The sequence below is a fragment of the Microcella humidisoli genome (assembly GCF_024362325.1).
Classification (GTDB): Bacteria; Actinomycetota; Actinomycetes; order Actinomycetales; family Microbacteriaceae; genus Microcella; species Microcella humidisoli.
This window is the reverse complement of sequence record NZ_CP101497.1, coordinates 2,137,830-2,151,874: the sequence shown is the minus strand read 5'-3', so window position 1 is coordinate 2,151,874 and position 14,045 is coordinate 2,137,830. Positions and strand designations below refer to the sequence as shown.

At 72.1% G+C, this 14,045-nt stretch carries 16 protein-coding genes; 2 read left to right on the top strand and 14 right to left on the bottom strand.

The genetic code is table 11. The features are described 5' to 3' along the window. Entirely contained in the window at positions 1-1,149 is a 1,149-nt protein-coding gene (argJ, locus tag NNL39_RS10475; protein WP_255159229.1) for a bifunctional glutamate N-acetyltransferase/amino-acid acetyltransferase ArgJ, read from the bottom strand. Beyond that, complete coding sequence (gene argC / locus NNL39_RS10470) at positions 1,146-2,192, bottom strand: N-acetyl-gamma-glutamyl-phosphate reductase (protein WP_255159228.1); 1,047 nt, start codon at positions 2,190-2,192, stop codon at positions 1,146-1,148. Before argC ends, argJ begins: the two co-directional genes overlap by 4 nt. A gap of 82 nt (positions 2,193-2,274) precedes the next feature. Here argC and NNL39_RS10465 point away from each other — a divergent pair, with 82 nt between their 5' ends. Beyond that, positions 2,275-2,826 carry a DUF937 domain-containing protein gene (locus NNL39_RS10465; RefSeq protein WP_255159227.1) on the top strand — a complete coding sequence of 184 codons (552 nt, stop codon included), beginning with the start codon at positions 2,275-2,277 and terminating at the stop codon, positions 2,824-2,826. 28 nt (positions 2,827-2,854) lie between these two features. Here NNL39_RS10465 and pheT read toward each other — a convergent pair whose 3' ends face one another. The 6 genes from pheT to infC all read right to left on the bottom strand — a co-directional run bounded on the left by pheT (position 2,855) and on the right by infC (position 8,983). Next, positions 2,855-5,347 (bottom strand): phenylalanine--tRNA ligase subunit beta, encoded by a 2,493-nt coding sequence (gene pheT, locus NNL39_RS10460; RefSeq protein WP_255159226.1) that lies wholly within the window; start codon positions 5,345-5,347, stop codon positions 2,855-2,857. Next, the gene (gene pheS, locus NNL39_RS10455) at positions 5,347-6,420 is read right to left on the bottom strand and encodes a phenylalanine--tRNA ligase subunit alpha (protein WP_255159225.1); all 1,074 of its coding nucleotides are present in this window, start codon (positions 6,418-6,420) and stop codon (positions 5,347-5,349) included. The genes pheT and pheS overlap by 1 nt, the downstream gene beginning before the upstream one ends. An 11-nt stretch (positions 6,421-6,431) precedes the next feature. After that, a complete protein-coding gene (locus tag NNL39_RS10450; RefSeq protein ID WP_255159224.1) occupies positions 6,432-7,253 on the bottom strand; it encodes a TrmH family RNA methyltransferase in 822 nt (273 codons plus the stop codon). 103 nt (positions 7,254-7,356) lie between these two features. After that, entirely contained in the window at positions 7,357-7,746 is a 390-nt protein-coding gene (gene rplT, locus NNL39_RS10445; RefSeq protein WP_255159223.1) for a 50S ribosomal protein L20, read from the bottom strand. Between the two features lie 31 nt (positions 7,747-7,777). Next, complete coding sequence (rpmI, locus tag NNL39_RS10440) at positions 7,778-7,975, bottom strand: 50S ribosomal protein L35 (protein WP_255159222.1); 198 nt, start codon at positions 7,973-7,975, stop codon at positions 7,778-7,780. 39 nt (positions 7,976-8,014) lie between these two features. Further along, on the bottom strand, positions 8,015-8,983 hold the full coding sequence (infC, locus tag NNL39_RS10435) for a translation initiation factor IF-3 (protein WP_255159221.1): 969 nt from the start codon (positions 8,981-8,983) through the stop codon (positions 8,015-8,017). A 220-nt stretch (positions 8,984-9,203) separates the two neighbouring features. Between infC and NNL39_RS10430 the strand changes: the two genes are divergently transcribed. Then, positions 9,204-9,545, top strand: coding sequence for a DUF1844 domain-containing protein (locus NNL39_RS10430; protein ID WP_255159220.1), 342 nt, complete (start codon positions 9,204-9,206; stop codon positions 9,543-9,545). Positions 9,546-9,557: 12 nt separating this feature from the next. Here the strand turns inward: NNL39_RS10430 and NNL39_RS10425 are convergent, their stop codons facing one another. The 6 genes from NNL39_RS10425 to NNL39_RS10400 all read right to left on the bottom strand — a co-directional run bounded on the left by NNL39_RS10425 (position 9,558) and on the right by NNL39_RS10400 (position 13,898). Next, complete coding sequence (locus NNL39_RS10425) at positions 9,558-10,334, bottom strand: SseB family protein (protein ID WP_255159219.1); 777 nt, start codon at positions 10,332-10,334, stop codon at positions 9,558-9,560. Next, positions 10,318-11,067 carry a bifunctional 1-(5-phosphoribosyl)-5-((5-phosphoribosylamino)methylideneamino)imidazole-4-carboxamide isomerase/phosphoribosylanthranilate isomerase PriA gene (gene priA / locus NNL39_RS10420; protein WP_255159218.1) on the bottom strand — a complete coding sequence of 250 codons (750 nt, stop codon included), beginning with the start codon at positions 11,065-11,067 and terminating at the stop codon, positions 10,318-10,320. Before priA ends, NNL39_RS10425 begins: the two co-directional genes overlap by 17 nt. 100 nt (positions 11,068-11,167) lie before the next feature. Beyond that, positions 11,168-11,800, bottom strand: coding sequence for an imidazole glycerol phosphate synthase subunit HisH (hisH, locus tag NNL39_RS10415; protein ID WP_255159217.1), 633 nt, complete (start codon positions 11,798-11,800; stop codon positions 11,168-11,170). A 2-nt stretch (positions 11,801-11,802) separates the two neighbouring features. Then, on the bottom strand, positions 11,803-12,408 hold the full coding sequence (gene hisB, locus NNL39_RS10410) for an imidazoleglycerol-phosphate dehydratase HisB (protein WP_255159216.1): 606 nt from the start codon (positions 12,406-12,408) through the stop codon (positions 11,803-11,805). After that, on the bottom strand, positions 12,405-13,502 hold the full coding sequence (locus NNL39_RS10405; RefSeq protein ID WP_255159215.1) for a histidinol-phosphate transaminase: 1,098 nt from the start codon (positions 13,500-13,502) through the stop codon (positions 12,405-12,407). The genes hisB and NNL39_RS10405 overlap by 4 nt, the downstream gene beginning before the upstream one ends. A 42-nt stretch (positions 13,503-13,544) precedes the next feature. After that, positions 13,545-13,898 (bottom strand): LysM peptidoglycan-binding domain-containing protein, encoded by a 354-nt coding sequence (locus tag NNL39_RS10400; protein ID WP_255159214.1) that lies wholly within the window; start codon positions 13,896-13,898, stop codon positions 13,545-13,547. Between the last annotated feature and the right edge of the window lie 147 nt (positions 13,899-14,045).

Genomic DNA, 14,045 nt, shown 5'->3' with positions numbered 1-14,045 from the left:
CTAGCTCGCGTAGGCGCTGTTCTCGTGCACGTAGTCGTGCGTGAGGTCGTTGGTCAGGATCATGGCCGCGGCATCACCCGCGTGCAGCTCGACCTCGAGGGTGAGCAGGCGAGGGCTCAGGTCGACCTCGTCGCGCGGCCGATCGGGCGCGCCGGCGTGGCACACGCGCACGCCGTTCATCGTGACGTCGACCGCGTAGGGGTCGAAGGGAGCGCTCGTCGTGCCGATCGCGGCGAGGACGCGGCCCCAGTTGGGGTCGTTGCCGAACACCGCGGCCTTGAACAGGTTGTTGCGGGCGATCGAGCGGCCGACCTCGACCGCGTCGTCCTCCGTCGCGGCGCCACGCACGTGGATCTGGATGTCGTGGCTCGCCCCCTCGGCGTCGGCCTGCAGCTGCAGGGCGAGCGCCATGCACGCGTCGATGAGCAGCAGGGTGAAGGCCTCGAGATCGGGGGTGACGCCGGATGCTCCGCTCGCCATGAGCGTCACCTGATCGTTGGTCGACATGCAGCCGTCGGAGTCGAGCCGGTCGAAGCTCACGCGCGTGGCGGCGCGGAGCGCCCGGTCGAGCTCGGCGGCGGGCAGGTCGGCGTCGGTGGTGAGCACCACGAGCATCGTGGCGAGACCCGGAGCGAGCATCCCGGCGCCCTTCGCCATGCCGCCGATGGAGTAGCCGGGGCCCTCGATCACAACCGTCTTCGGCACCGAGTCGGTGGTCATGATGGCGCGGGCCGCGGCGTCGCCGTGCGCGCCGAGGCCGGCGGCCGCGGCGGTCACGCCCGCGAGCAGCGCGTCGCGGTCGAGCTGCACGCCGATGAGGCCGGTCGAGCACACGAGCACGTCGCCTGCGCTCACCTGCAGGGCCTCGGCGACGGCCTCCGCGGTCGCGTGCGTGGTCTGGAAGCCCTCGGCCCCCGTGAAGCAGTTCGCTCCCCCGGAGTTGAGCACGATCGCGGCGACCTCGCCGTCGGCGATCACCTGCTGCGACCACAGGATGGGGTTGGCCTTCGCGCGATTGCTCGTGAACACCGCAGCGGCCGCGCGGCGCGGGCCGCGGTTCACGACGAGGGCGAGATCGGCGGCTCCGCTCGCTTTGAGCCCGGCGGCGACTCCGGCCGCGTCGAAGCCGGCGGGAGCGGTGACGGTCACGGGGCGACTCCGTTCACGGGAAGGCCGAGCGTCTCGGGCACGCCGAGCGCGAGGTTGAGCGACTGGATGGCGGCGCCCGCGGTGCCCTTGACGAGGTTGTCGAGCGCGACGACCGCCACGACGCGCTGCGCGTCGTCGTCGACCGCGAGCCCCATGAGGGCCGTGTTCGCCCCGACTGTCGACGCGGTGGCCGGGAAGCGGCCCGCGGGCAGCACGTGCACGAAGGGTTCGGCGGCGTACGCCGACTCCCACGCCTCGCGCGCGCTCGCGGCATCCGCGCCCGGGGCGAGCCGCGCCGTGACGGTGGCGAGGATGCCACGGGCCATCGGCACGAGCACGGGCGTGAACGAGATGGTCGGATCGGCGGCGCCCGCGACGCGGAGGTTCTGCAGGATCTCGGGGATGTGCCGGTGCACTCCCCCGACGCCGTACGCGGACGCCGAGCCGAGCAGCTCGCTCGCGAGCAGATCGGTGCGCAGGGAGCGGCCCGCGCCGCTCGGGCCGACGGCGAGCACGGCCGAGACGTCGTGCGCCTCGATGACGCCGCTGCGGATGCCCGGCGCGAGCCCGAGGGTCACCGCGGTGACATTGCACCCGGGCACCGCGATGCGCCGCGCGCCTGCCAGCACCTCGCGCTGCCGCGCGCCGTCGGCGTGGATCAGCTCGGGCAGCCCGTAGGCCCACGCGCCGTGGTGCTCGCCGCCGTAGTACCGCGCCCAGTCGGCCGCGCTCGTCAGCCGGTGGTCGGCGCCGCAGTCGAGCACGAGCGTCTCGGGCGGCAGCTCGGCGGCGATGGCACCCGAGGCGCCGTGCGGCAGGGCGAGCACGACGACGTCGTGGCCCGCGAGGCGCTCTGGCGTCGTCTCGACAAACTCCAGGTGCGCGAGCGAGCGCAGGTGCGGGTGCACGTCGATGAGCGGCTGCCCCGCATTGCTGTGGGCCGTGACCGTGCGAACCTCGAGCTCGGGGTGCTGGGCCATGAGGCGCAGCACCTCGCCGCCCGCGTACCCGCTGGCTCCGGCGACCGCCACGGAATAGGTCATGCCCTTCACTCTTCCAGACAATACGATGAGCCAGCGACGCGACGGATCGCGTGCGCGCGTACCCGGCATCGAAGGAGCAGGAATGGACGACCTCAGCGGCCTCATCAGCATGATCCCCGTCGGCGATATCGCCGAGAAGCTCGGCGTCGACCGCAGCATCGCCGAGGCCGCCGTGGCCGTGGCCGTGCCCGCGATCGTGGGCGGGCTCGCCGCGAACGCGAAGGACGAGGGCGGCGCGAAGTCGATCGAGAAGGCCCTCGGCAAGCACAAGGGCAAGGCTCCGCGCTCGCTCGCCGATGTCGATGAGGCCGACGGCGAGAAGATCGTGGCGAACGTCTTCGGCGCGAAGAAGGCCGATGTGGCCGTCGCCGCGGCGAAGAAGGCGCCGGCCAAGGCCGACGGCGTCGACATCGGCGCGATCGTGGCGCAGGTGCTGCCGATCGTTGCCCCCATCGTGCTGGCGTTCGTGGCCAACCAGTTCGCGAGCAAGCAGGAGCAGCCCGCCGCGAAGGCCGAGCCCGAGGCCCCCGCGAACCCGCTGGGCGACCTGCTCGGCGGCCTCATCGCGAGCCCCCAGGGTCAGGACCTCATCGCGGGCGCGCTCGGCGGTCTGCTCGGCGGCGGCCGCAAGTAGCCGACGCCCCGCTCGGTGAGCGAGCGGCTCAGGCGCGCAGCGTGGCGCCGAGCCGCTCGCTCGCGAGCGCGAGGCCGGCCAGCTTCGCCTCGGTCGCCTCGGCGGCCGTGAGCGTGCGATCGGCGGCGCGGAAGCGCAGCGCGAGGGTCACCGACTTCGTGCCCGCCTCGAGCCCCGTGCCGCGGTAGTCGTCGACGAGCGTCGCCGACTCGAGCAGGGGTCCCGCGCCCTCGATGACCGCGGCGCGCACGGCGCCCGCGGGCACCGACTCGGCGACGACGACCGAGAGGTCTTGCGTCGCGGCCGGGTAGGCGGCGATCGTGCCCGCCTCGACCTGGCTCGAGCCGAGGGCGATGAGCGCCTCGAGGTCGAGCTCGAGCACCCCGACGCGGCGCGGCAGGTCGCGCTCGAGTGCCGCGGCGGGCAGCAGCTCGCCCGCGTGCCCGACGAGGGTTTCGCCGACGAGCAGCGCGGCCGTGCGCCCGGGGTGCAGCGCGGGGTGCGCGCCGGTCTCGACGCGCAGCACGGCGCCCGCGACGGCGGCGACCGCGTGCGCCGCATCCAGTGCGTCGGCGATGCCGGCCGCTTCGGCGGCCTGGCCGATGCCGCGGCCGCGACGATCGCCCACGAACAGGGCGGCGAGGTGCCAGGGCTGGGGCGGGATGCTGTGCTCGAGCGCGTCGAGCACCGGGCCCTCCGGCCGCTGCTGGATGCCCGGCACCGCGTCGACCCCGTACTGCGCACCCGCCGCAGGCAGGTACACCGCGCCGATCTCGAACAGCGCGAGGTCGGTGAGCCCCCGCGCGATGTTGCGGTGCGCGATGCGCGCAAGCCCCGGGATGAGGCTGCGCCGCAGACGGCCCGTGTCGCTGTCGAAGGGGTTGGCGAGCTGGACGCTCGGCGCATCCCCGTCGGTCAGGGCGATGTCGTCGGCCGAGACGAAGGGGTAGGCGAGCACCTCGGTGAGGCCCGCGGCCGCGAGCGCGTTCGCGGTGGCACGACGCACGCGCTGCGAGCGCGTGAGTCCGCGCCCGGGCGGAGCGACCGGCAACACCGCCGGGATGCGGTCGTAGCCGACGATGCGCGCGACCTCTTCCGCCAGCGACGGGGCATCGATGAGGTCGGGGCGCCAGCTCGGCCGGGTGACCTGCCAGCCATCGGTCTGCACCTCGAGCGAGCATCCGATCGCCGTCAGCGAGTCGGTGATCTCGTCGAGCGAGAAGTCGACGCCGATGAGGGCGTCGACGAAGCCCTCGGCGAGGTGGATGGGCGCCGGAGCGGCAGCGTCGATCCAGCGCGAGCCGAGGGCATCGGCGGTGCCGCCGGCGAGCTCGACGAGCAGGTCGACGACGCGCTGCGCGGCGGGCTCGGCGACGAGCGGGTCGACGCCGCGGGCGAAGCGGCGGGAGGCCTCGCTCGGCAGCTTGTGACGACGAGCCGTGCGCGCGATCGAGACGGCCTCGAAGTGGGCGGCCTCGACGAGGACGTCGACGGTGGCGTCACCGATCTCGGTGGTCGCCCCGCCCATGACGCCCGCAAGGCCGATGGCGCCGGAGTCGTCGGTGATGAGCAGGTCCTCCGGGTGCAGCGTGCGGGTCTGGCCGTCGAGCGTCGTGAGCGTCTCACCCGCGACGGCGCGGCGCACGATGATGCCGCCGCGCAAGGCGGCGAAGTCGTAGGCGTGGATCGGCTGGCCGAGCTCGAGCATGACGTAGTTGGTGATGTCGACGACGAGCGAGATCGAGCGGATGCCGGCGAGCTCGAGGCGCGAGACCATCCACGCGGGCGTCGGACGCGATCGATCGATGCCGCGCACGACGCGCGTGACGAAGACATCGCAGCCGCGGCGACCGCGGATCGGCTCGCGGTCGTCGATGGCGACGCGGAAGCCCTCCGCGGGTGCCGGGTCGAGCGCCGTCGCGGGGTCGCGGAACGCCGCCCCCGTCGAGTGCGCGTACTCGCGGGCGATGCCGCGGATCGACAGCGCGTAGCCGCGGTCGGGCGTGACGTTGACCTCGACGGCGAGGTCATCGAGGCCGAGCAGGGCGATCGCGTCGGTGCCGACCTCGGGGTCGAGGCCGAGCGTCGCGAGGCGCAGGATGCCGTCGTGCTCATCGCCGAGGCCCAGCTCGCGGGCGCTCGCGATCATGCCGTCCGAGACATGCCCGTAGGTCTTCCGTGCCGCGATCGGGAACGGTCCGGGCAGCACGGCCCCCGGAAGCGTCACGACGACCTTGTCGCCGACCGCGAAGTTGCGGGCGCCGCACACAATGCCCCGGGTCTCCCCCGGGCCTGTGAGCACCTGGCACCAGCGGATGGTCTTGCCGTTCGCCTGCGGCTCCTCGACGAACTCGAGCACCTGGCCGACGACGATCGGGCCGGTGAGGGCGACCCCGTGGATCGTCTCCTCCTCGAGGCCGACCTTGACGAGGGCGGCGTGCAGCGCCTCGGCGTCGGCCATGGCATCGCCCGTGGCGGGCAGGTCGACGTGCTCGCGAAGCCACGAGAGCGGGATGCGCATCAGACCACCATTCCGAACTGCTGCGAGAAGCGAACATCGCCCTCGACCATGTCGCGCATGTCGCTCACGCCGTTGCGGAACATGAGCGTGCGCTCGATACCCATGCCGAAGGCGAAGCCCTGGTAGACCTCGGGATCGATGCCGGCGGCGCGCAGCACGTTGGGGTTGACCATGCCGCATCCGCCCCATTCGATCCAGCGCGGCCCCTCCTTGAAGGTGGGGTGCCACACGTCGAGCTCGGCGCTCGGCTCGGTGAACGGGAAGTAGTTGGGGCGCAAGCGAATGCGCGCGCCCTCGCCGATGACCGCACGGGCGAGGTGCTCGAGCGTGCCGCGCAGGTGCGCCATCGTGAGGCCCTTGTCGATGGCGATGCCCTCGAGCTGGTGGAAGACGGGCGTGTGCGTCGCGTCGAGCTCGTCCTTGCGGAACACGCGGCCGGGCGAGACGACGTAGAGCGGCACGCCACGGTCGAGCAGCGAGCGCACCTGCACGGGGCTCGTCTGCGTGCGCAGCAGCAGGTGGCGGTCCTCCGGCTCGATGAAGAAGGTGTCTTGCGTGCCGCGGGCCGGGTGGTCGGCGTCCATGTTGAGGGCGTCGAAGTTGAACCACTCGTTCTCGAGCTCCGGGCCCTCGGCGACCTCCCATCCCATGGCGATGAAGATGTCGCTCATCTGCTCCATGAGCGTCGTGAGCGGATGGCGAGCGCCCGTGAGCCCGAGCGGCGCGATCGCCGTCACGTCGATCGCCTCCGCGGCGAGCCGCGCCTGCTCTTCGGCCACCGCGAGCTCGGCCTCACGGGCCGCGACGGCCTGACCGACGCGCGCGCGGGCCTGCCCGACGAGCTTGCCGAGCGCGGCCTTCTGGTCGGCCGGAACATCGCGCAGCAGAGCGTTGAGCCCTGCGAGCGGCGAGGCCTCGCCAGCGTGGGCGGTCTTGGCGGCCTTGAGCGCAGCGGTATCGGCGGCGGCGGCGATCGCCGCAAGCGCGGCATCGACGGCGGACTCGACCGCGGTCTCGGTGATCGCGGCGGCAGTGTTCGCGGCGGAGTCGGGGCTTTCAGGGCTGGACGGCACGAGACACGAGTTTAGTGCGGGTGCGCGGCCGCGCTCGCGCGCTGCGCGAAGGCGCTCTCGTAGAGGCAGACCGCGGCGGCCGTCGCGAGGTTGAGGGATTCGGCCCGGCCGTAGATCGGCACGATCACGGCACGGTCGGCGAGCGCGAGCTGCTCGTCGGTGAGCCCGCGGGCCTCGTTGCCGAAGAGCCACGCCGTGGGCCCGTCGAGGTGGCCGTCGGAGCGCACGTCGAGCAGGTCGTCGCCCGAGACGTCGGCGGCGAGGATGCGCGTGCCGAGGCCGCGCAGGCGCTCGAGGGTCGCGGCGAGCGGTACGCCGACCACGACGGGCAGGTGGAAGAGCGACCCCGTCGTGGCCCGCACGACCTTGGGGTTGAAGACGTCGACGCTCGAGCCGGTGAGGATGACCGCGTCGGCTCCCGCGGCATCGGCGACGCGGATGATCGTGCCCGCGTTGCCCGGATCCCGCACCTCCTCGAGCACGGCCACGAGGCGCGGCCGCGCGGCGAGCAGCTCGTCGAGCGCCATCGGGAACTGTCGGCACACGGCCACGACCCCCTGCGGGGTCACGGTGTCGGCGATCGTCTCGAGCACGGCATCCGTCACCGTCTCGATGCGCAGGCCCGCCGCCGTCGCCGCGCGGGCGATCGCCGGATGCCGATCGAGGGCCGCAGCGGTCGCGAAGACCTCGGTGACGAGGTCGGGGCGGAACTGCAGGGCCTCGGCGACCGCTTGCGGGCCCTCGATGAGGAACAGCCCGGTCTCAGCGCGCTGGTTCTTCTTCGCGAGCTTCGCCGCCGCGCGCACGCGGGGCGAGCGCGGGTTGTCGATCACAGGCGTCATGCTAGCGAGACCGGGCTTAACACCGGGTGAACGCGCAGACGCGGCGCGCCCCCAGAGGAGCGCGCCGCGTCGACGGTGCTGCGAGTGGCGCGGATCAGGCCGCGTCGGCCTTGGGCGCCGAGGTGTCGGCCGGGAGGGCCTCCTTGGCGACCTTCACGAGGGCCGTGAACGCGGCGGGCTCGTTGACGGCCAGCTCGGCGAGCATGCGACGGTCGACCTCGACGCCGGCCAGGCCGAGGCCCTGGATGAGGCGGTTGTAGGTCATGCCGTTGGCACGCGCGGCGGCGTTGATGCGCTGGATCCAGAGGCGGCGGAACTCGCCCTTCTTCGCCCGGCGGTCGCGGTACGCGTAGACGAGGGAGTGGGTGACCTGCTCCTTGGCCTTGCGGTAGAGACGCGACCGCTGGCCGCGGTAGCCCTCGGCCCGCTCGAGGATGACCCGACGCTTCTTGTGGGCGTTGACGGCCCGCTTGACTCTTGCCATTTCGTTAGTCCTTCAGATCGTTTCTCGGGTCTTACTTCTTGCCGATGAGCTTCTTGATCACCTTGGCGTCCTGCGGCGCGAGGACGACCTCGCGGTTGAGGCGACGGGTGGTCTCGCTGGACTTCTTCTCCAGGTTGTGGCGCATGCCTGCACCCTGCTTCATGACCTTGCCGGTGCCGGTCAGCTTGAAGCGCTTCTTGGCACCGGAGTGCGTCTTCTGCTTGGGCATTGCTTCCTCGTTTCTTCTCGGTTGGATGCGCGGCGCGGGTTACGCGGACGCGGCGGGCTTGGGCGCGGCAGCGGGCTTCGCGGCGGCGGGCTTGGCGGCGGCGGGCTTGGCAGCCGCGGCCGGCTTGGCGGCAGCGGCGGCCGGCTTCGCAGCGGCGGCCGGCTTGGCGGCAGCGGCGGGCTTGGCGGCAGCGGCAGGCTTGGCTGAAGCAGCGGCAGGCTTGGCGGCAACCGGCTTCTTGGCGGCAGCGGGCTTCTCCGCCCCAGCGGGTGCCTCCTCCGGCGCCTCAGCAGCAGACGCGGCAACCGCCTCGACAACGGTCTCGACAACGGTCTCGACCGGGGCGACGGGCGCCTCGGCGGCCGGAGCCGCGACGGGCTCGCGCTCGGCAGGCGCGTCGGCCTTCGGAGCCGCCTCACCCTCCTTGCGCGCCGCCTTCGAGGCCGCGCGCTGCGCGAGCTGCTCCGCCTTCGCATCGGCCTTGTTGCGCAGCGGGCCGATGATCATGACCATGTTGCGGCCGTCGATCATGGGCGTCGACTCGACAGTGCCGAACTCGGCGACGTCTTCGGCGAAACGCTGCAGCAGGCGGACGCCCTGCTCGGGGCGCGACTGCTCGCGCCCGCGGAACAGGATCATGGCCTTGACCTTGTCGCCGGCCTGCAGGAAGCCTTCGGCGCGCTTGCGCTTGGTCTCGTAGTCGTGCTTGTCGATCTTCAGGCGGAAGCGCACCTCCTTGAGGATGGTGTTCGCCTGGTTGCGACGGGCCTCCTTGGCCTTCTGCGCCGCCTCGTACTTGAACTTGCCGTAGTCCATGATCTTGACCACGGGCGGCTTCGAGTTGGGGGCGACCTCGACGAGATCGAGGTCGGCCTCCTGCGCCAGGCGCAGGGCAACCTCGATCTTGACGACTCCGACCTGCTCACCAGCGGGGCCCACAAGACGGACCTCGGGGACGCGGATACGGTCGTTCGTTCTCGGTTCGCTGATGCGATTCTCCTCTGTCATGATCCGGACGGATCAGTGGTGATTCTTCACGGAAGAGGAGAGAGCATCCCTGGCGCACGGCCAGCACCACCCACGGACTTCGCGCGGCTTCGCAGCCGTCGAACGGGGTGATTCGACCCGGTAACCTGGTAGTCGGTCAAGCGCGGGTGGGAGGATTCTCCACTTTCGTACCGGGGATCTGGCCCCGGAGCCCGCATAACGATAGCAGGTGAAAGGTCTCATGAGCGAGAACCCCACCGACACCGAGCCCTCGCGCGACATCGCCGAGGTTCCGGCCGTCGAGATCATCAACACCGTCGCCGTGCACTTGCTGAGCGCCGCGGCGGTCAAGTGCGGCCTGTCGGAGCACGGCGAGGAGGAGATCGACCTCGCTGAGGCGCGCAAGCTCATCACGGCTCTCGCGGGACTCATCACGGCCGCCGCTCCCGAGCTCGGCGACCACCACGCTCGAGTGCTGCGCGACGGCCTGCGCTCGGTGCAGCTCGCCTTCCGCGAGGCCTCGCCGTTCCCGGACGCGCCCGGTCAGGGCCCGGGCGAGAAGCTCACCGGGCCGGTCAACTAGCCAGTCCGGGGTCTAGACCGACTCCGGGCGCGCAGCCGCGACCGGCTGGACCGAGAGCGAGTCGATGCGCTCAGCGACGGTCGCATCCTGCGCCCACTGCGCGCTGAGTGCCGCGATGACCTCCCGCACCCGCTCCGGCGTCGCACTCTGCTCGACGCCCAGGCGCACGACCACTTCGGCCGCCTCTCCTCGCCCCTGCGGGTCGCCCGCCACGAGTGAGACCGCCCAGATCTCGGGATGCTGCGCCGCGGGCCGCGCGACCGCCTCGAGCACCGCGGGGTCGTCGACGGCGGGCAGCCACGGCACGCCCTGCGCGATCGCCCACACGGCCGGCCGCGGCACCACGAGGAGCGACTCGGTCGAGCGCGCGTCGATCACGATGCGATCGGTGCGCTCCGAGGCTGCGGCCAGGGCGACGCGCACGGCGTCGGCGGGCACGGGACGCGCATCCGGTCGCCAGTGGCGCATGGCGTCGACGGAGGAGAAGACGGGCAGCACGGGGCGGCCATCGGGACCGGCGACCGTGATGATCGACAGCTCCTGCGTCTTGTCGACGAGCAGGCCGTCGTCGGTCAGGCCCGTCTCGCCCGCCACGGCGACGAGCGGAATGAGGAATCGGCAGCCGCGCACGACGTCGACGACCTCGACGAGCGAGCACTCCCCCGCGCGCAATCGCGCGATCGCCTCGAGATAGGCGGCGGGAGCGGAGCCGTCGTCGGCCGCGCTGGGGTTCGGCGCGAAGTGCCGCCCCTCCCAAGGCTGGCCGGCCGAGTCAGCGGCCCGCGACATCCAGTGCTTCGGGCAGGGTGAACGCGCCCGCGTAGAGCGCCTTGCCCACGATGGCACCCTCGAGGCCGAGCGGGACGAGCTCGCGCAGCGCGGCGATATCGTCGAGGCTCGAGACACCGCCCGAGGCGATGACCGGACGGTGGGTGCGCTCCATGACCGAGCGCAGCAGGTCGAGGTTCGGGCCCTTCAGCGTGCCGTCTTTCGTGACGTCGGTAACGACGTAGCGCGCGCAGCCCGCCGCCTCGAGCCGCTCGAGCACGGCCCACAGGTCGCCGCCCTCCTCCGTCCAGCCACGAGCCGCGAGGGTCGTGCCGCGCACGTCGAGCCCGACCGCGATCGCCTCGCCGTACTCGGCGATGACGTGGGCCGCCCACTCGGGGTTCTCGAGCGCGGCGGTGCCGAGGTTGATGCGCTTGGCGCCCGTCGCGAGCGCGGCCTCGAGGGTCGCGTCGTCGCGGATGCCGCCCGAGAGCTCGATGTTGACGTTGCGCGGGGTCGTCTTGACGACCTTCTTGATGATCGAGCGGTTGCTGCCGCGGCCGAACGCCGCGTCGAGGTCGACGAGGTGGATCCACTCCGCACCCTGGTCGGCCCACTCGTGCGCCGCGTCGATCGGGTCGCCGTAGCTCGTCTCGGTGCCGGCCTCGCCCTGCGTCAGACGCACGGCCTTGCCTCCGGCGACATCCACCGCCGGCAGCAGCGTGAGGGCGGGGATTGTCGAGAACTCGCTCATCGAAGGCTTTCTGATCGGGTCAGGGGGCGGCAGCGCGTGCGGCGCGGCCAAACACAGAATCGTACTCCGTTCTGCGGGCACCCTCGCCCTCAGCCGGTTCTCAGAGCGTTCGAAGCCAGTTGGCCAGCAGCCGCAGCCCGGCCGCTCCCGACTTCTCGGGGTGGAACTGCGTCGCCGTCAAGGGGCCGTTCTCGACCGCGGCGATGAAGCGCTCACCGTGCTCGGCCCAGGTCACCATCGGGGCCGGGATGGCCGGGTGCGGGTCGAGCGTCCACTCGTGCGCGGCGTAGGAGTGCACGAAGTAGAAGCGCTCGTCGTGCAGGCCGTCGAAGAGCCGGGAGCCCTCGGGCGCGTCGACCGTGTTCCAGCCCATGTGGGGCACCGTCGGCGCCCGCAGTGCCGACACGGTGCCGGGCCACTGCGCAAGCCCCTCGGTCACGACCCCGCGCTCGTCTCCGCGCTCGAACATGACCTGCTGCCCGACGCAGATGCCGAGCACCGGACGCCCGCCCGCGAGCCGGCGATCGATGAGTTCGTCGCCGCGGACGGCGCGCAGAGCATCCATCACCGCGCTGAAAGCGCCCACGCCGGGCACGAGGAGCCCGTCGGCGGCCATCACGCGCTCACGATCGGCCGTCAGCTCGACGCGCGCGCCCGCGGCCTCGACGGCCTTGGCCGCCGAGTGCACATTGCCCGAGCCGTAGTCGAGCACGACCACGAGGGGAGCGCTCATGCTCAGAGCGCGCCCTTCGTCGAGGGCACGCCGTGCACGCGCGGATCCGGCTGCACGGCGGTGCGGAATGCGCGTGCGAAGGCCTTGAACTCGGCTTCGGCGATGTGGTGCGGGTCGCGACCGGCAAGCACCGTGAGGTGCACGGTGAGGCCCGCGTGCATCGTGATGGCCTCGAAGACGTGGCGCACCATCGATCCGGTGAAGTGGCCGCCGATGAGGTGGTGCTCGAAACCGGCGGGCTCGCCCGAGTGCACGAGGTAGGGCCGGCCGCTCACGTCGACGACGGCTTGAGCGAGCGCCTCGTCGAGCGGCACGAGGGCGTCACCGAATCGCGCGATGCCAGCCTTGTCGCCGAGCGCGCGCGCGATCGCCGTGCCGAGGACGATGCCCGTGTCCTCCACCGTGTGGTGCACGTCGATGTCGGTGTCGCCGCTCGCCGCGATGTCGAGGTCGACGAGGGCGTGCTTGGCGAAGGCCGTGAGCATGTGGTCGAAGAACGGCACGGTCGTCGAGATCGATGAACGTCCCGTGCCGTCGAGGTCGAGGCGCAACTCGATCGACGACTCGCTGGTCTCGCGCCGGAGCTCGGCGATGCGGGGGGTGCTCACTGGTTCATCCTAGCGAGCACGTCGAGGAACTCCGTGGTCTCAGCGGGGGTGCCCGCCGTCACCCGCAAGTGGTTCGGCAGCCCCACGTCGCGGATGAGGATGTCATGCGCGAGCAGGTGCTCGAATGTCGCGTGCGGGTCGGCCACACCGCCGAAGAGCACGAAGTTCGCCCAACTGTCGTGCGGGTCGTACCCGAGTCGGGTGAGCTCGACGAGCAGTCGATCACGCTGCTCGCGGATCGCGCCGACCGTGCGCAGCATCGTCGGCGCGTGCTCGAGCGCCGCGACCGCGGCGGCCTGCGTGAGACCCGAGAGGTGGTAGGGCAGGCGCACGAGCCGCAGCGCGTCGATGACAGCAGGGTCGGCGGCGAGGTAGCCCAGACGGGCGCCCGCGAACGCGAAGGCCTTGCTCATCGTTCGCGAGACGACGAGGCGCTCGCGGCCGGGCAGCAGGCTCAGCGCGTCGGGCTGCCCCTCCGGCATGAACTCGGCGTAGGCCTCGTCGACCATGACGATGCCGCGACTCGCTTCGTAGACCGCCGCGATCGTGTCGAGCCCGAGCGGGGTGCCCGTGGGATTGTTGGGCGCGCACAGGAAGACGATGTCGGGGTCGGTTCGCCGCACGGCCGCGACCGCGGTCTCGGGGCTGAGGGCGAAGCCGGCGTCGCGGTCGCCCGCGACCCACTCGGTTCCCGTGCTGGCCGCGATGATCGAGTGCATCGAGTAGGTCGGCGGGAACCCGAGCACGCGGCGACCCGGCCCGCCGAAGGCCTGCAGGATGTGCTGGATGACCTCGTTCGAGCCGTTCGCGGCCCACACCTGCTCGGGCAGCACGGGGGCGGCCGCGCCTCCACCACTGCTGCTCAGATAGGCGGCGAGGTGCTCGCGCAGCAGCGTGAACTCGCGGTCGGGGTACCGGTTGACCGCGTGGAGCTCTCGCTCGACCGCGGCCGCGACGTGCGCGATGATCTCGACCGGAACCGGGTGGGTGTTCTCGTTGACGTTGAGCGCGATGCGCACCGCCTTCTGCGGCGCGCCATACGGTGTCTGGCCCCGCAAGTCGTCACGGATCGGCAGGTCGGCGAGGCTCGTCACCCGCTCATCGTAGTCGCCGCCGGGGCGGCCATCCTGGGCCGCTCAGTCGGCGTAGCGCGCAGGCACGATGAGCACCTGGCCGGGCAGCAGCTCGGCGCTCGACAGGTCGTTCACGGCGATCAGGTCGGCGACGACGTCGGCCGTCGAAGCCTCGGGCGCGATCGCGGCAGCGACCGACCAGAGCGACTCGCCCGCCTCGACCGTGACGGTCGCGACGACGACGTCGCCCGAGGTCGCCGTGGCGCCCCCGCCGTTGAGGGTCATCGAGACGAGGGCGATCACGAGCGGCAGCGAGACGAGCGCCGCGATGACCGCACGACCGCGACGCGTGAGCCGCAGGCGGGTCGTGACGACGGGAGCGGTGCGGACGGCGGTGCCGTAGGTGATGGCGCTCATGGTGTCGACCCTTCTCGAGGTGGGGCTGCGGTGCTGGTGGTACAGGTCCCCCCGGCGCCGGGGGGCCGCCGGGGGGGATGCATCCGATTCTCGGCCGGGAGAATCGGATGCGAACCTGTGTTCCGAACATACCTTCGATCGAACACA